This window comes from Terrabacter sp. NPDC080008, assembly GCF_040702505.1.
Classification (GTDB): domain Bacteria; phylum Actinomycetota; class Actinomycetes; order Actinomycetales; family Dermatophilaceae; genus Terrabacter.
The window spans coordinates 137,727-154,016 of record NZ_JBFBLC010000001.1; the positions used below are offsets into that span (position 1 = coordinate 137,727).

Below are 16,290 nucleotides of genomic sequence, written 5' to 3' on the forward strand. Positions count from 1 at the left end.
TCGTCGCAAGCATGCCCAAAACTTACGGACACTTGGGGATTCTTTTAACTTTCTTCGCGCTTAGGCCATTCCGGTTTACCAAAACGAGATACAAAGGCGCTGTTCGGGTTTCAGGCGCGGGGGGAAACGATGCGCCGCCACGACTTCGTAGGGGACAGCTACATCATGAATCAGAGGACCGTGCGACTTCCGCGTCGCATCATCACCTTCGTCGCCGCCGGGGGGCTCGCGACGGCCGGGGCTGCAGCACTCACCACCGGCTGGACCGCGTCGGCCACCCAAGGGAGCAACCACCAGGTGTGGGTCTGCGCCTATGTCGGACCGAAGAGCGACAGGGTGCTCAAGCCCGGCAAGAACCCGCTCCTCATCGACAAGGCGGCGATCAAGAACGGTCAGTACCACGGAGGCGACGCCGTCGTCGTGGACAGCGCCGACGTCACGTGCCCTGGGGCACCGGCACAGACGACCAAGCCGACGACCACCGTTCCGCCAACGACGGTCCCGACGACCACCGTCCCGACCACGACGGTCCCGACGACGACCGTCCCGACCACGACGGTCCCGACGACCACCGTCCCGACCACCACGGTCCCGACCACCACGGTCCCGACCACCACGGTCCCGACCACCACGGTCCCGACCACCACGGTCCCGACCACCACGGTCCCGACCACGACCGTCCCGACCACTACGGTCCCGACCACGACGGTCCCGACGACCACCGTCCCGACCACCACGGTCCCGACGACCACGGTCCCGACGACCACGACGCCCGGAGGCAATGGGGGCGGTGGCGGGGGTGGTGACGGCACTCCGACGACCCCGGCAACGACAACGACTGCCGCGCCGACGACGCCCGTCCCGACGACGCCCGTCCCGACGACGCCCGTCCCGACGACGCCCGTCCCGACGACGCCCGTCCCGACGACCACCGAGCCGACGGTCCCGGCGGTCGTCTCGGGCGGCAACAGCAACGGTGGCGGGAACGGCACCGGCAACGGAGCCGGCGTCGTGCCCGGCGTCGGCGCTCCGCACACCGGCGGCGACGGCGAGCTGGCGCCCACCAACTGTGCGCTCGGGTCGGCCCTGCTCGCCGGCGGCCTTGCACTCGCCGGCGGCGAGGCGCTCCGCCGACGCCGCGAGAACGCCACCCGCTGACACCTGACGGCACCCGGCCGCGACGACCTGTCGTCGGCCGGGTGCCGCACACCCAGATCCGGGAGGGGGATCTGTCTGATGGGTCGTCAACCACTGTCCGGGCGCAGCCCGGACCGACGTTGGCTCTTCGCCCTGCTGTCGGTGGGGCTGGTCGCCGCCGGGCTCTGGCTCCTGCTGCCGCGACCAGGAGGGAACGCTGCGGCCGCCACCACCGTCGCGGCCCTGCCCGACCCGGCCCTCAGCGCCGGGCCGACCGCCGGCTCCCCCAGCGGCTCGAGCACCCCGGGCACCACGACGCCGTCGAGTCCCGCGCAGACGAGCGCCCCCGCGCGGCAGACCTTACACGCGGATCCGCGCGGAACGTGCCGGGTCGGTGAGCCCTCGCGGCTGGTCATCCCCACCCTCGGCGTCGACGCCCCCTTCGAACACATCGGCCTGGACCCCAACGGCCGCCGCGACGCCACCGGCCAAGCCCCCCTCGGCACCCCCACCGACCGCACCAAAGCCGGCTGGTACGCCGCCGGCCCCCGACCCGGATCCGGCACCGGCACCGTCCTCATCGACGGACACACCTACCGCAACGGCTCAGCCATCTTCAAAGACGACTTCGCCCACCGCATCGCCACCGGCCAGCTCATCCAGCTCCGCCAGGACAACGGCTCCACCTGCTCCTACCGCATCACCAACGTCTGGCCCACCATCAACTCCGCCACCGACTACCCCAAGCTCATCGCCAGCCAGCACCTCTACGACTTCACCGGCCCCGAACGCCTCCTCCTCGCCACCTGCGGCGGCACCTGGAACCCCACCATCGACAACTACGACGACATCAACGTCGTCCTCGCCGTCCCTGTCACGCACCGCTGAACCCACTCGAGCGAGCGCTCCGTCACCTTGCGCCTTGAAACGCTTGGGGCGGAGCGCTCGCTCGCGGGGAAGGCGGGTCAGCTTGCGGCGACGACCTCTTCGATGGGCTGGGCGCCGTCGTTGAAGGCGATGATCCGGCGGGTCGCGGGCTCGGGGTGCTCGACGACGGCACGGATCACGTGCGCCACGTTGTCGCGCGACACGTGCCCGGCCACGACGCCCTCACCGCTCTCGATGTGTCCCGTGGCGGCGTCGGTGGTCAGGCCGCTCGGCCGCAGGATCGTCCACGCGAGCTCGCTGCCCTGCAGGTGCTCGTCGGCGGCGGCCTTCGCCTCGGCGTACGGGTAGAAGGAGCTGTCCTCGGGGGTGCCGTGGTCGGGTCCGGCACCGAAGTAGGACACCATCACGTAGTGCCCGACGCCTGCCTGGGCGGCCGCGTCCATCGAGCGGATCGCAGCGTCGCGGTCGACGGCATACGTCCGCTCCGGGCTGCCGCCGCCGGCGCCCGCGGACCACACGACGACGTCGCTGCCGCGCAGCACGTCGGCGATCTCCTCGGTCGAGGAGCTCTCGACGTCGAGCACCGTTGCCGTGGCGCCGGTCTGCTCGACGTCGGCGACGTGGTCCGGGTTGCGCACGACCGACGTGACGTCGTGGCCGTCGGCGACGAGGAGTGGGGCTGCGAGCAGGGCGACCTTGCCGTGACCGCCGATGATCGTGACGCGGGACATGACTCTCCTGAAGGCTCGGGAACAGCTGTCCCCAGGTCCAACGTCACCGCCGCGCCCGCCTCTTCCCGTCACCGAGGACGTATGCCGGAAGGCCCGGTCCGCGAGGGACCGGGCCTTCCTTGGGTGGTGCGTCCAGGACGAGTCAGCGGGCTGGAACCGCTCAGTCGCCTCGGCGACCCATCAGCCAGCCGATGACGAGGCCGACGAGGGCCGCGACGCCGTAGCCGGCATACCGCTGGATGAGCACGGGCATGACGGCCGACCCGAGGTCGAGCGCCTCCTCCTCGACCTCGCTGGTGACGCGCCGTGGCGCGACCTGCGGCGCGGACGCCGCCGAGGCTGCCGACGCCGCTGCCCCCGCGGGGACGGTGGCGGCCGGTGCGGCTGCCGGCGACGGGATGCCCTCGGGTGCCGGGCTGGTGTCGGCGGCGAGCACGTCGGATCCCGTCTCTACGAAGCCGCCTCCGCCGGCCGCGGAGGCGGGCTGGCTCGCAGGGGCGGCTGCCGGCTGCTCGGCCTGCGCCTCTGCGGCCGCAGGTGGGCCGGCGAGCTGCTTCTCGATGCAGGCGACGAACTGCTGGAGCAGCTTGTCGGAGACGTCCTGCATGACGCCGCGGCCGAACTGCGCCGGCTTGCCGGTGACCGCGAGGTCGGTGACGACGTCGGCCTTGGCGCCGCCCCCCTCGCCGTCGGGGCTCAGGGTGATCGAGACGGTGGCCCCGGCCGTGCCGTTGCCCCGCTTGTCCTTGCCCTTGGCCTCGATGACGGCGTGGTGGGCGGCGTCGTCGCGCTGCACGAACGAGCCGGATCCCGTGTAGAGCAGCGCGATCGGGCCGAGCTTGACCTTGACCGTGCCGGAGAAGCCGTCGTCGTTCACGTCCGTGACGGTCGCGCCGGGGAAGCAGCCGCCGACGCGCTCGAGGTCCATGAACAGGTCCCACGCGTCGTCGACCGAGGTCGGCACGGTGAAGGAGTGGGTCAGCTCCATCCGGCGATCACGCTCCTGCCGCGGCGAGCACCGCGCGTCGGGTCAGCACCGTGGCCAGGTGCTTGCGGTAGTCGGAGTCGCCGTTGAGGTCGGACGGCGGGTTGGTGCCCTCGGCCACCGACGCCACGGCCGCCCGGACGGCCTCGTCGGTCGCGGGCTGCCCGACGAGGGCCTCCTCGACCGAGCGGGCCCGCAGCGGAGTCGAACCCATGTTGGTCAGCCCGACCCGCGCCTCGGTGATCGAGCCGCCCTCGCTGCGCACCGTGGCGGCGACGCCGACGATCGACCACTGGTGGCTGACGCGCACGAACTTCTCGTAGTGCGCACCCCACCCGGTGTGCTTGGGGATGCGGATCTGCGTCAGCAGCTCGCCCTCCCCCACCGCCGTGGTGAAGAGGTCCTCGAAGAAGTCCTCCGCCGCGACCGTGCGGGTGGCCCCGTCGGCACCGGCGATGACCAGCTGCCCCTCGAGGGCGAGCACCGGCGCGCCCACGTCACCGGCAGGGTCGGCGTGCACGAGCGCGCCCCCGACCGTGCCCCGGTGCCGGATCTGCGGGTCGGCCACCGTGTGGATCGCCTTGGACAGCAGGGCCGCATGGGTCGACACGGCCTCGGAGGCCAGCACGGCGGCATACGTGGTCATGGCGCCGATGACGAGGTGGTCACCCTCCTCCGAGATGCCCTGCAGCTCGGGGATGCGCCCTAGGTCGATGACGACGCTCGGCGCGTTGAGCCGCATCCGCAGGATCGGCAGGAGCGACTGGCCGCCGGCGAGCACCTTGGCGTCGTCGCCGTGCTCGGCGAGCGCCGAGACGGCCTCCTGGACGGAGGTCGGTGCGACGTAGTCGAACTGGGCGGGGATCACGACTGGCTCCCTTCGCTCGCGGAGCTGGTACTCGAGCCGGGGCTCGCGTCGGTGCCCGACGTCCCGGCGTCCTGGTTGGCCGTGCCCTGGTCGAAGTGCGCCTGCGCGTCGCGCTCGCCCTCCGGGTTGACCGCACGACCGGCGTTGATCGCCTTCCACACCCGCTCGGGCGTGCACGGCATCGCGACGTCCTCGACCCCCAGGGGGCGCAGGGCGTCGACGACCGCGTTGACGACCGCCGGCGTCGAGGCGATGGTGCCCGCCTCGCCGACTCCCTTGGCGCCCAAGGAGTTGTAGGTCGACGGTGAGGTCGTGTGGTCGGTGACGAAGCTGATCGTGTCGGCCGCCGTGGGCAGCGTGTAGTCGACGAACGAGCCGGTCACGAGCGTGCCCTGCTCGTCGTACTCGGCGCCCTCCCACAGGGCCTGCGCGATGCCCTGGACGAGGCCGCCGTGCACCTGCCCCTCGACGATGAGCGGGTTGATGATCGTGCCGATGTCGTCGACGCACACGTACTTGCGCATCGTCGTCGCCCCGGTCTCGGTGTCGACCTCGACGGCGCACAGGTGCGTGCCGTGCGGGAACGAGAAGTTGTCCGGGTCGAACGTCGCGTCGGCGTCGAGCCCCGGCTCCACGCCGTCGGGCAGGTTGTGGGCGGCGAAGCTGGCGAGCGCGAGCTCGCCCATCGAGATGCCCTTGTCGGTGCCGCGGACGCCGAACCGGCCCTCCTTGAACTCGAGGTCGTCGACGCTGGCCTCGAGCAGGTGCGCCGCGATGGGCTTGGCCCTCTCGATGACCTTGTTCGCCGCGCGCACGACCGCCTCGCCGCCGACGACCAGCGAGCGGGAGCCGTAGGTGTCGAGTCCCTTGTGGGCGATCTGGGTGTCGCCGTGGAGCACCTCGACGTCCTCGAAGGGCACGCCCAGCTTGTCCGCGACGATCTGGCTCCACGCCGTCTCGTGGCCCTGACCGTGCGGCGAGGTGCCGGTGACCACCTCGACCTTGCCGGTCGGGAGCATGCGGATGCTGGCCGCCTCCCAGCCGCCGGCGCCGTAGCTCAGCTGGCCGAGGATGCGGGACGGCGCAAGACCGCACATCTCGGTGAACGTCGAGACGCCGATGCCGAGTTGGACGGGGTCGTTGCTCTCGCGGCGCCGCTGCTGCTCGGCGCGCAGCTCGTCGTAGCCGAAGAGCTCCTTCGCCTTCGCCGTGGCGGCCTCGTAGTTGCCGGAGTCGTAGGTCATGCCGGCCACGGTCGTGAACGGGAACTCGTCGTGCTTGATCCAGTTCTTCTCGCGGACCTCGAGCGGGTCGACGCCGAGCTCGGCGGCGAGCTCGTCCATCATCCGCTCGATGCCGAACGTCGCCTCCGGGCGACCGGCCCCGCGGTATGCGTCGACCCACGTCTTGTTCGTCAGGATCGTCTGCACGTTGAAGCGGTAGGCGGGGAACTTGTAGATGGAGTTGAACATCCACGCGCCGAGCACCGGCACCCCGCCGCCCATGATCGCGACGTAGGCGCCGAGGTCGGCGAGCAGCTCGACCTTGAAGCCGGTGACGGTGCCGTCCTTCTCGGCCGAGAGGGTGAGCTTCTGCCACTGGTCGCGGCCGTGGTGGCCGGAGACGAGCGACTCGGAGCGGGTCTCGGTGTACTTCACCGGCTTGGCCAGGCGGCGGGCCACCGCGAAGGCGATGAACTCCTCCGGCGTCGTCTGCAGCTTGCCGCCGAAACCGCCGCCCACGTCCGGGGCGATGACGCGGATCTTCGACTCGGCCACCCCGGTGGTCGCCGCCAGCAGGAACCGCAGGATGTGCGGGATCTGCGTGGCGGTCCACATCGTGATCTGCTCACCGGTCGGATCGACGACGACCGAGCGCGGCTCCATGAAGGCGGGGATGAGCCGCTGCTGGCGGTACTCGCGCTCGATGACGATCCCGCCCTCGCGGGCCTTCGCGATGGCCTCGTCGACGTCTCCGCCGGTGCCGGCCTCCTTGGAGTCCAGCTGCCAGAAGGCGGACTTGTTGGTCTTCAGGTGCGGGTGCGCGAGCACCTCGTCCTTGATCGCCTCCTTCATGTCGAGGACTGCCGGCAGCTCCTCGTAGTCCACGTCGACGAGCTCGGCCGCGTCGCGGGCCTCGGCGGCGGACCGGGCCACGACGCAGGCGACGATCTCGCCGGCGCAGGCGATGCGGTCGACCGCCATCGGCAGGTGGTCCGGGGTGACCTGGTCGGGCGTGATGGGCCACGCGTTGGCGTTGGCGCCCTGCGTGTCGGCGAGGTCCTTGCCGGTGAGGACGGCGACGACGTTGCGGGCGGCCTTGGCCTCCTCGACGTCGATGCTCTTGACGTTGGCGTGCGCGAAGGGGCTGCGCACCATCGCGATGTGCAGCATGCCGGGCAGGGTGATGTTGTCGGTCCAGCGCGTGCGGCCGGTGATGAGGCGCTGGTCCTCCTTGCGGCGGCGGGCCTTGCCGATCTCGCCGGCGGCCTCTGCGGGGCGGTCCTCGGTGATGGTCATGCCCGGTTCCCCTCTCCCGTCGAGCCAGCAGTCAAGTCGCCACTCGGCCCTCCGCTCGAGCCGTCTCCGAGGCGGCCGCCCGCACCGGGCGGGATGTCCGGTCCGGCTGCACCGACGCCGGCCGGCACGGGCTCGGGCGCCTCGGGTCCCCCGGCCGGGACGGCGCTGTCGGCGGGAGCCTGCTGCTCCTCGCGGAGGGCGCCTGCCGCCTGCTGAACCGCCCGCACGATGTTGTGGTAGCCGGTGCAGCGGCAGAGGTTGCCCTCGAGACCCTCGCGGATCTCCTGCTCGCTCGGGTCGGGGTTGCTCTTGAGCAGGTCACAGGCCTGCATGATCATGCCCGGGGTGCAGTAGCCGCACTGGAGGGCATGGCACTCGTGGAACGCCTGCTGCATGGGGTGCAGTCGGCCGTCGGTCGCGAGGCCCTCGATGGTGGTCACCTCGTGTCCGTCGGCCTGGACGGCCAGCATGTTGCACGACTTCACGCTCACGCCGTCGAGGTGGACGGTGCAGGCACCACAGTTGCTGGTGTCGCAGCCGATGACGGTGCCTGTCTTGCCGAGGGTCTCGCGAAGGTACTGGACCAGTAGGGTCCTGGGCTCGACCTCGTCGGAGTAGCTCACCCCGTCGACGGTCACATTGATTCGGGTCATGCTTGTCGGTCCTCCTGCCACGCTGCAGTTGAGTTCTCGGATGTCCCGAGCCGAGTGTTACTCGGAGTCAGAGAGTCCACAAGGGCAACTGCGTGAACGTGCGGCACGGACCGGCGCTCGGGCCCGCCGTTGGGTCGGCGCCGGTAACGGGCAAGACTGTCGGCATGACACTTCACGCCGACGACTACCAGGCCTCGCGCAGCCGCTACGACTCGATGACCTACCGCCGCACCGGCCGCTCCGGGCTCGACCTGCCGGCCGTGTCGCTCGGGCTGTGGCACAACTTCGGCGACGACGTGCCGCTGGAGCGCCAGCGCGCGACGCTGCGCCGCGCGTTCGACCTCGGCGTCACCCACTTCGACCTGGCCAACAACTACGGCCCGCCCTACGGCAGCGCCGAGCGCAACTTCGGCGCCATCTACGCGCAGGACTTCAAGCGCTACCGCGACGAGCTGGTCCTGTCGACGAAGGCGGGCTACGACATGTGGCCGGGCCCGTACGGCCAGGGCGGCGGCAGCCGCAAGTACCTCTTGTCCTCGCTCGACCAGTCGCTGCAGCGTATGGGCGTCGACTACGTCGACATCTTCTACAGTCACCGCTTCGACGAGACGACGCCGCTCGAGGAGACGATGGGCGCCCTCGACACCGCGGTCCGCTCGGGCAAGGCGCTGTATGCCGGCATCTCCAGCTACTCGGGCCCGCGCACTCGCGAGGCGGTCGAGATCCTTCGCTCGATGGGCACGCCGCTGCTCATCCACCAGCCGAGCTACTCGATGCTCAACCGCTGGGTCGAGGAGGACCTGCTCGACGTGCTCGGCGAGGAGGGCGTCGGCTGCATCGCCTTCTCGCCGCTCGCCCAGGGCATGCTGACCGACAAGTACCTCGACGGCGTGCCGGAGGGCTCGCGGGCCTCGCAGGGCAAGTCGCTCTCGCCCGACCTGCTGACCGACCAGAACCTCAAGCACGTCCGAGCCCTCAACGAGATGGCGAAGCAGCGCGGGCAGTCGCTGGCGCAGATGGCGTTGGCTTGGGTGCTGCGCGACTCGCGCGTCACCTCGGTCCTCATCGGCGCCTCGTCGGTCGGCCAGCTCGAGGACAGCCTCGGCTCGCTCGACAACCTCGACTTCACCGACGAGGAGCTCGAGCAGATCGACCAGCACGCCGTCGAGGGCGGCATCAACCTCTGGAAGACCTCGAGCGCGCACTGATCTTCCGAGCGTCCGACCGGGGCCGTATGCCGTGTGGTGGCCCCGGTCGACGCTTGTAGGTTGGGCGCATGGCGCAGACCCCCACCGACGCCGACGTCGCGCTCAGCATCCAGGAGCGGCTCTATCCCGAGCTGCCGTGCTTCGGGTGCGGGCAGGGCAACCCGAAGGGGCTCCAGCTCAGGAGCTACCCGCTCGCGCAGGGTGAAGGGGTCGTCGCGTCGTTCACGCCGTGGCCCGAGCACGACAACGGCCTCGGCTACCTCAACGGCGGCATCATCGGCACGGTCCTCGACTGCCACAGCGCGGCGGCCGTGATGCTCGAGGCGGAGCGGCAGGGCTGGCCGCCGCTGCCCGGCGCCGACCTCTCCTACGTCACGGCCGGCCTCGACGTGCGCTACCTGCGGCCGGCGCCGCTGCACGAGACGGTCGAGCTGCACGCCGTCGTGACCGAGGCCGATGAGCCCCAGATGACGGTCGCGGTCGAGCTGCGCTTCGACGGCAAGGTGCGCGCCGAGGCCACGGCGATCTGGAAGCGCTGGCGCCCGCGCCCCTGACCCTTGCCGTCGGGCACCCCACGTCCTCGGATCCTGCTCCCGGAAGCGGAGCAGGATCCAACGGCACGGTCCACTCCCTGTCAGACGGGCTCGGACTCGTGGGCCGGGTGATGGTGGTGGATCGGGCCCTCCGTGGTGGCGAGCCGCTCTCCGGCGCCGCCCCACCGCAGCGCGATGATCTCGGCGGCGATCGAGACGGCCGTCTCCTCGGGCGTGCGCGCACCGAGGTCGAGGCCGATCGGCGAGCTCATCCGGGCCAGCTCGGCCTCGGTCAGGCCGGCCTCGCGCAGCCGGGCGAGCCGGTCCTCGTGGGTGCGGCGCGAGCCCATGGCGCCGATGTAGGCGACCTCGGGCAGCCGCAGGGCCACCTCGAGCAGGGGCACGTCGAACTTCGGGTCGTGGGTCAGCACGGCCAGGACGGTGCGGCTGTCGATGCGGCCGGCGTCGACCTCGCCCTGGAGGTAGTCATGCGGCCACTTGACGACAACCTCGTCGGCGCCGGGGAAGCGGGTCTTCGTGGCGAAGACGGGCCGGGCGTCGCAGACCGTCACGTGGTAGCCGAGGAAGCTGCCGACGCGGGCGACGGCGGCGGCGAAGTCGATGGCGCCGAAGACGAGCATCCGCGGCTTCGGGGCGTGCGCGGCGACGAAGACGCGCATTCCCTCCCCTCGACGCTCCCCGTCGGGGCCGTAGGTGAGGATCGCCGAGCGGCCTTGCGCGAGAAGCCCTCTCGCGTCATCGCGTACAGCATCGTCGGCCCGTGGGCTGCCCAGCGAGCCGTATGCCGTGTCGTGGCCGTCGGTCTCGTCGTCGTCCTCCGGGTGGACGACGACGCGGCGGCCGACCCACGACGGCTCGGGGTGCTCGATGACGGTGACGACGGCGACGGGCCGGCCGGCCTCGATGTCGGCGGCGACGTCGCCGAGCTCGGGGAACGTTTCCCGTGAAACCTTCTCGACGAAGACGTCGAGGATGCCCCCACAGGTCAGCCCGACGGCATACGCGTCGTCGTCGCTGACACCGTAGCGCTGGAGCGCCGGCGTGCCGGACTCCACGACCTCCTGCGCCAGCTCGTAGACGGCGCCTTCGACGCACCCGCCGGAGACGGAGCCGACGGCCTCGCCGCCGGGGCCGACCAGCATCGACGCACCGGGTTGACGCGGCGCCGAGCGCCACGTGCCGACGACGGTGCCGACACCGACGGTCTCGCCGGCCGACCACCACCGCATCAGCTCATCCATCACCTCACGCATGGGCGACCACCTCGATCAGCTCCTCGAACGTCGCGAGCGAGTGCCCGGCGACGAAGTCGTCAACGTGCGGCAGGGCCGCGACGATGCCCTGCTGGACGGGCTCGTAGCCGGCCTTGCCGCGGTGCGGGTTGACCCACACGACCCGGTGCGAGAGCGCGGCAAGTCGGCGCATCTGCTCGCCGAGCAGCTCGGGGCCCTCGCGCTCCCAGCCGTCGGAGAAGACGACGACGACCGAGCCCCGGGCCATCCCGCGCCGCCCCCAGCGGTCGAGGAACGCGCCGATGGCCTCGCCGAGGCGGGTGCCGCCCGACCAGTCGGGGACGACGCGTCCGGCGGCGGCGAGCGCCCGGTCGGGGTCGCGCTCGGTGAGGGCGCGGGTCACGTGGGTCAGGCGGGTGCCCATGGTGAAGACCTCGACGTGGGGCACCGTGCGCACGAAGACGTGGGCGAGACGGAGGAGGCTGTCGGCATACGGGCTCATCGATCCGGAGACGTCGATGAGCAGCACGACGCGGCGCGGGCGGGTGGCGCGGCGGCGGTGGTGGATGCGGCCGGGCTCGCCGACCCAGCGCAGCTGCTCGCGCAGGGTGGCGGGGCCGTCGATGGTGCCGGAGGTCGCGCGGACGTGCCGGCGGGCGCGGCGCTTCGGGGCGCGTGGGTCAAGTCGGGCGAACATCTTTGCGGCAGCGGCGCGCTCGGCGGGGCTCAGGGTCGCGACGTCGCGGTGGCGCAGGACCTCCTGGGCGCTGGCGCGGGCCTGGATGCTGTCGCCCTCGGCCTCGCCGGCCTCGCCCTCGCCGCTGTCGAGCGGGGCCTGCTGGACCGGCGGGCGCTGGATGTCGACCTGTCGCCCCTTGGGGATCGACTCGCCGCCGAACCAGCGCTCGAAGATCTCGTCGTAGACGGGGAAGTCGGCGGGGACGCTCGTCAGGGTGGCGCGGCCGGCCCAGTAGACGCCGGCGCGCTGCCCCATGCCGACGGTGGCGGCGGCGAGCAGGAAGGTGCGCTCGCGGTCGGCGGTGACGTGGACGCCCGCGGCGCGCAGGGCGCGGGCGAAGCCCAGGAGCAGCTCGTCGACGTCGGGCTCGGGCGGGAGCTCGGACGGTGGGAGCGCGGCGGTCAGGGTCATGCGGTGAGCAGCCTGTCGAGGGAGGCGCGGATCCGCTCGGAGTCCTCGCGGTACTTCAGGGCGGCGCCGAGGGTGGCGGCGGCGACCTCGGGGTCGAGGCGGCTGGCGCCGACGGTCTCGAGGGCGCGGGCCCAGTCGAGGGTCTCGGCGACACCGGGGGGCTTGATCAGCTCGCCGGTGCTGCGGAGGCGCTGGACGAGGGTGACGACCTGCTCGGCGAGCGCCTCGCTGACCTGGGGCAGGCGGGTGCGGACGATCTCGAGCTCGCGGCCCAGGCCGGGGTGGTCGATCCAGTGGTAGAGGCAGCGGCGCTTGAGCGCGTCGTGCAGTTCGCGGGTGCGGTTGGAGGTGAGCACGACGATGGGCGGGGTGGCGGCGCTGACGGTGCCGAGCTCGGGGATCGTGACCTGCCAGGTGGAGAGGACCTCGAGGAGGAAGGCCTCGAACTCGTCATCGGCGCGGTCGATCTCGTCGATGAGCAGCACGCAGGGAGCTTCCCGTAGAGCTTGGAGGACCGGGCGGGCGAGGAGGAAGCGCTCGTCGAAGAGCTCGGCCTCGAGGGCCTTCGGGTCGTGGTGGTCCTCGCGGCTGAGCGCCTCGACGGTGCGCAGGTGCAGGATCTGGCGCGGGAAGTCCCAGTCGTAGAGTGCCTGGGTGGCGTCGATGCCCTCATAGCACTGGAGGCGGATGAGCTTGAGGTCGAGCGCCTGGGCGAGGCCCTCGGCGAGAGCGGTCTTGCCGGTGCCGGGCTCGCCCTCGAGCAGGATCGGCCGGTTCAGCCGGGTCGCGAGGAACGTCACGGTGGCGAGCGCCTCGTCGGCGAGGTAGCCCGTGCGCCCGAGGGCAGTCGTGACGTCGGCGGCACTGTCGAACACGTGGTGCATCCCCCGAGCATCACTCATACGCGTCTCGTTCGGAAGCAGAGGGGGTCGCGCGTCGGCATTCGTCTCTTGGGTTGCGGCGCTAGCGGGAGCGCTCGAGCTCCTCGCGGGTATCGGTGTCGCGGCCGGTGGCGAGGTCGCCGCACTCGACGAGCTGGTGCGGCGTGGTGCGGTAGTACTCGCGGGCGCCGTGGTCGCCGACGGCCATCGCGATGACGGCGTCCCAGTGGTCACGCCCGATGAGTGCCGGGTGCCCGGGCATCCCGTCGTATGCGGCCCGCCGGAGGACCGCTCGCAGCTCCTTGACCGTGGGGCCGGTCGGTTCGTGCAGGTCGACGGCGTGCTCGTCGGGCTCGGGGTGGGGCGAGTGGGCGTTGTCGACGTGCCCGGGGGCGTCGAGCACTCTGGCGACGACCTCCGGCGTGAGGTCTGGGAGGTCGACGAGGGTGACGAGCGCGGCGTCGACGCAGCCCTCTCCCTCGTAGGTCGAGCGCATGAGGGCGGAGAGGCCGGCGCGGAGCGAGGCACCCATGCCCTCGTCCCAGTCGGGGCAGCGGACGACGTCGATGTCGCGGCCCATGGCGGTGACGATGGCGGTGACCTCCTCGGCGGCGGCCCCCACGACGACGGTGATGCCGGCGCAGCCACCGGCGTGCAGCAGAGTGACGGCTCGCTCGACGAGGGTCGGCTCGTCAGGGCGGTGGCGCAGGAGCGCCTTGGGGCCCCCCATCCGCCGGCCGGCGCCGGCGGCCAGGACCAGGCCGCGGACGTGCGCGGCCCGGCCGTGCACCGCGGCTGGGTGAGGCGCGTTCTCGTTCTCACTCACAGCCGAAACGTACCCGGCCCACCCCTGGGGAGGGGGCAACAACGGCGCCCCTTCTATTTGCTGCGCTGCCTTCCGATGCATGCGCTGGCGCGCGACACACCGCCGCGAAGCGGCCACGTCACTTCGCGGAGTGTGCGGTCCTGCCGTGAGACGCAGCTGCAAGCGCGCCGGACTGTGAAGTTCGCACCCAGTTCGTTAGTCAGGTAACACGACTTCGAGGAGCCGCTTGAGATCGATGAGGGCGTCCTCCGCGCGGTAGTGGAGCTTCGCGCCGGCAGGAACCTTTGGATTGACCCGCCGCAAGTAGTTGATTGTCTTTTTCTCACCGAGCACGAGGTCGCAGTAGGCAGCCGCGTAGCTCAGATGGAGGAAGTCGTTGAGGTCGTTGGCCTCCCACTTCTCGGTCGCGTTAGCGATCCGCAGATGGAGAACCTCACGCATCCGACCCAACCCGGGTGTCAGTGCAAGATCTTCCTCAGATCGATCGCTCAGCCACGTCCCGAACTCCTCAGAGCTCAAGCCTGCTTCCTTGGCGGCGCCCGGGAGATCGGTGCCGAGATCCGAGATGAAACGGGTTCTCGTGAGGTCACGGATGCGCGCCTTGGCCTTGCCGTTGCCAGGAATAGCAGTGGCGAGGGGGAGGAACGACTGAGACCACTTCTCGACAACCTCTTTCCCCTCGTCTGGCATCGGGTCCGGGTCGATCAGTAGATCGGTTAGGACAGTGGCCCACACCTGCCGCTCGATCAGGTCGGAAATCTCCGGGTCGAGATCGGGCGCGGCGGGTTCTGGACGCTCCATGTCGAAGACCGCCCGCGGGGCGAGTGTCACAACGTCGCTGATGGTCAGCGGGGCTCCCCCAAAGAGCGCGCGAAGTTCCGCTCGCCGTAGAGCCAAGACTGAACGCATCTGCCAGCCCCGCGAGTAGCGCAGCATTGTGGCTGCGAGTTGGACTCGTGAGGCACCTCCTCGTTTCGAGGTTTCCTTCAGGTGAGCGCCTGACAGCGGGATCACTACCCGCTCTTCGTTAGCAGACGAGGCCAACAGCTCGAAGAACTCGCGCTTGGCAGGAGTCACAGTCTGCGGATCCTTCGCCCAACGGGCGAAATCGATCCAGTCCCGCTGGTCCAAGTACACCGTTGGAAGTTCGCATCGGTCTTGTCCGGTACTTAGCTTCACGCTCAGCGTGTGATCGGAGGCGACAAACTCCATCCGTGATTGTTGAGGAAAAAGCGTGGAGCTTGCCACGGTGGCGCCAACTCCCTGGGGTCTAGACAGCGGGGCAGTGGCCACCATCAAGTCGTCTCGCACGAACGTCACGATCCCGGCGTCGTAGGCAAGCTTGATCGCAAGAATCCGGCTCAGCGGGTGCGCCCCGGACGACTCGAAGTCACCCATCTTTCCCCCCACGTCTCGATCAACAACGAACGGTACTGAGGGTCTCACGACCCAAAGACCGACCAGGGAGCAGAGGCCCCGTGCATCCCGACCCGCGCGAAGACTAGTTCGCGCCCCATAGGCGTTGCGGGACTAGAGACCGCGTGCGTCCTATCGCCGCTGCCGCTTATGGCGCCCAGACAGATGGTGCTTCTCGCGCGCAGTCCACCAGTACGACAGTGGCTATCGAGTGTCGGCGCTGCTCTGCACGTAGACGTCGGCAACTACCTCGTGGCTTACCGCGCGAGCCGGCACCACCATGCCGTACGTCCAAATGCTTTGGGTTGCGGCATGACTGAATGAATTTCGTAGCAGGCGCGCGGCCTCGAGCTGCTCAGCGAATCGCTGCGCCACCAGACCTTCCTGCAGGGCGCGGTTGACGAGTTGCTTGAGGCTGGCGCTTGTTCCTGCTGCAAGCTTCACCCGGAGGGCCGCCTCGACCGCGAAGAGGGACCAGGCCACGGCCACCGTGGCGAACTCATAGGCATGGAAGCTATGAACGAAGAGTCGTCGTGAAACGGTGAGTTGATCAGCGACCCCGGTGGGGACCCTCGAGTGGGTTTCCCAAGAGTCGGCGAGCTCTTGCAGCAACTCTTGGGTGAAGGGCAGCGGCTCGCCCCTCGGGTCGCGCCCACCGATGAAAAGTCTCATACGAGGGTCTGGTTCCAGATTCACAGGCGAAGGTCTCACCCTGGCCCCACGTCCCAGAGGTGGCCCGCCGTAGGGGGCGGCGAGTCGAGGGGCAAGGCTTTCGCACGGGGACCCGCGTCTTAACCGCCGCTACCATGAAATACAGCTCAGCCTTGCCGCCACAGACTACCGACCTTTCAAATGGGGATACTCTTCCCAGGCCTCGTCGAGTTCACGCTCCAACTCGGACTTGATGTCCGTAAGTGCCGTCAGGAAGTGCTGCTCCTGCTGAGTCAGCCTCTTGCCCGACCTGTTCCTTTGGTGGAGTTCCTCGATGCGCTTTGCAAGGAGGCTGGTGGACACATGAGCGGCGGTGTCGTACCCCTCCTTGGCCCAGTTACTTACCAGACGGGTGCCCATCTCCCTTGCGAAGCCCTTGAGCGTCGCACCCAACTTCTCGCCCCTGCTCTCGGTGTATGACATGGGCAGCACGATAGGGCCTCCGCTCGGACTGTTCCCCGGCGTCGCCAATAGCCCACGCGGCACTTCGCCGCCGGACGGGCGGGTTCGCCGCGCCCGGCTGTGTACGGA

The 16,290-nt window shown here is 70.3% G+C and carries 15 protein-coding genes and 1 pseudogene; 4 read left to right on the forward strand and 12 right to left on the reverse strand.

Annotation, left to right across the window (positions count from 1 at the left end; translation table 11 throughout):
- Window positions 1–165 precede the first annotated feature (165 nt).
- Both AB0316_RS00655 and AB0316_RS00660 read left to right on the forward strand, forming a co-directional pair.
- A complete protein-coding gene (locus AB0316_RS00655; protein WP_366269568.1) occupies window positions 166–1,158 on the forward strand; it encodes a hypothetical protein in 993 nt (330 codons plus the stop codon).
- A 78-nt stretch (window positions 1,159–1,236) separates the two neighbouring features.
- The gene (locus AB0316_RS00660; protein ID WP_366269570.1) at window positions 1,237–2,025 is read left to right on the forward strand and encodes a class F sortase; all 789 of its coding nucleotides are present in this window, start codon (window positions 1,237–1,239) and stop codon (window positions 2,023–2,025) included.
- Window positions 2,026–2,102: 77 nt separating this feature from the next.
- Here the strand turns inward: AB0316_RS00660 and AB0316_RS00665 are convergent, their stop codons facing one another.
- The 5 genes and pseudogenes from AB0316_RS00665 to AB0316_RS00685 form a co-directional block, all read right to left on the reverse strand.
- Window positions 2,103–2,756 carry an NAD(P)-binding oxidoreductase gene (locus tag AB0316_RS00665; RefSeq protein ID WP_366269572.1) on the reverse strand — a complete coding sequence of 218 codons (654 nt, stop codon included), beginning with the start codon at window positions 2,754–2,756 and terminating at the stop codon, window positions 2,103–2,105.
- Window positions 2,757–2,916: 160 nt separating this feature from the next.
- Complete coding sequence (locus AB0316_RS00670; protein ID WP_366269573.1) at window positions 2,917–3,744, reverse strand: SRPBCC family protein; 828 nt, start codon at window positions 3,742–3,744, stop codon at window positions 2,917–2,919.
- A 7-nt stretch (window positions 3,745–3,751) separates the two neighbouring features.
- Window positions 3,752–4,609, reverse strand: coding sequence for a xanthine dehydrogenase family protein subunit M (locus AB0316_RS00675; RefSeq protein ID WP_366269575.1), 858 nt, complete (start codon window positions 4,607–4,609; stop codon window positions 3,752–3,754).
- On the reverse strand, window positions 4,606–7,128 hold the full coding sequence (locus tag AB0316_RS00680; RefSeq protein ID WP_366269576.1) for a xanthine dehydrogenase family protein molybdopterin-binding subunit: 2,523 nt from the start codon (window positions 7,126–7,128) through the stop codon (window positions 4,606–4,608). The genes AB0316_RS00675 and AB0316_RS00680 overlap by 4 nt, the downstream gene beginning before the upstream one ends.
- A gap of 200 nt (window positions 7,129–7,328) precedes the next feature.
- Window positions 7,329–7,781 (reverse strand): annotated as a pseudogene (locus tag AB0316_RS00685) ((2Fe-2S)-binding protein); the annotation flags it as partial.
- Window positions 7,782–7,945: 164 nt separating this feature from the next.
- On the opposite strand from AB0316_RS00685, the gene mgrA reads away from it, so the two are divergent.
- Together mgrA and AB0316_RS00695 are read left to right on the forward strand one after the other, a co-directional pair.
- Window positions 7,946–8,989 (forward strand): L-glyceraldehyde 3-phosphate reductase, encoded by a 1,044-nt coding sequence (gene mgrA, locus AB0316_RS00690; RefSeq protein WP_366269577.1) that lies wholly within the window; start codon window positions 7,946–7,948, stop codon window positions 8,987–8,989.
- Between the two features lie 68 nt (window positions 8,990–9,057).
- Window positions 9,058–9,543 (forward strand): PaaI family thioesterase, encoded by a 486-nt coding sequence (locus AB0316_RS00695; RefSeq protein ID WP_366269578.1) that lies wholly within the window; start codon window positions 9,058–9,060, stop codon window positions 9,541–9,543.
- An 80-nt stretch (window positions 9,544–9,623) separates the two neighbouring features.
- Here the strand turns inward: AB0316_RS00695 and AB0316_RS00700 are convergent, their stop codons facing one another.
- The 7 genes from AB0316_RS00700 to AB0316_RS00730 form a co-directional block, all read right to left on the reverse strand.
- Entirely contained in the window at window positions 9,624–10,796 is a 1,173-nt protein-coding gene (locus AB0316_RS00700; RefSeq protein ID WP_366269579.1) for an XdhC/CoxI family protein, read from the reverse strand.
- Window positions 10,789–11,925, reverse strand: a complete 1,137-nt coding sequence (locus AB0316_RS00705) for a VWA domain-containing protein (RefSeq protein WP_366269580.1) — start codon at window positions 11,923–11,925, stop codon at window positions 10,789–10,791. The genes AB0316_RS00700 and AB0316_RS00705 overlap by 8 nt, the downstream gene beginning before the upstream one ends.
- Complete coding sequence (locus AB0316_RS00710; RefSeq protein ID WP_366269582.1) at window positions 11,922–12,827, reverse strand: MoxR family ATPase; 906 nt, start codon at window positions 12,825–12,827, stop codon at window positions 11,922–11,924. The genes AB0316_RS00705 and AB0316_RS00710 overlap by 4 nt, the downstream gene beginning before the upstream one ends.
- A 61-nt stretch (window positions 12,828–12,888) precedes the next feature.
- A complete protein-coding gene (locus AB0316_RS00715; RefSeq protein WP_366269584.1) occupies window positions 12,889–13,632 on the reverse strand; it encodes a nucleotidyltransferase family protein in 744 nt (247 codons plus the stop codon).
- A 195-nt stretch (window positions 13,633–13,827) separates the two neighbouring features.
- Window positions 13,828–15,030 (reverse strand): hypothetical protein, encoded by a 1,203-nt coding sequence (locus tag AB0316_RS00720; RefSeq protein ID WP_366269585.1) that lies wholly within the window; start codon window positions 15,028–15,030, stop codon window positions 13,828–13,830.
- Between the two features lie 222 nt (window positions 15,031–15,252).
- The gene (locus AB0316_RS00725; RefSeq protein ID WP_366269587.1) at window positions 15,253–15,720 is read right to left on the reverse strand and encodes a hypothetical protein; all 468 of its coding nucleotides are present in this window, start codon (window positions 15,718–15,720) and stop codon (window positions 15,253–15,255) included.
- A 165-nt stretch (window positions 15,721–15,885) separates the two neighbouring features.
- Window positions 15,886–16,182 (reverse strand): hypothetical protein, encoded by a 297-nt coding sequence (locus AB0316_RS00730; protein WP_366269589.1) that lies wholly within the window; start codon window positions 16,180–16,182, stop codon window positions 15,886–15,888.
- Between the last annotated feature and the right edge of the window lie 108 nt (window positions 16,183–16,290).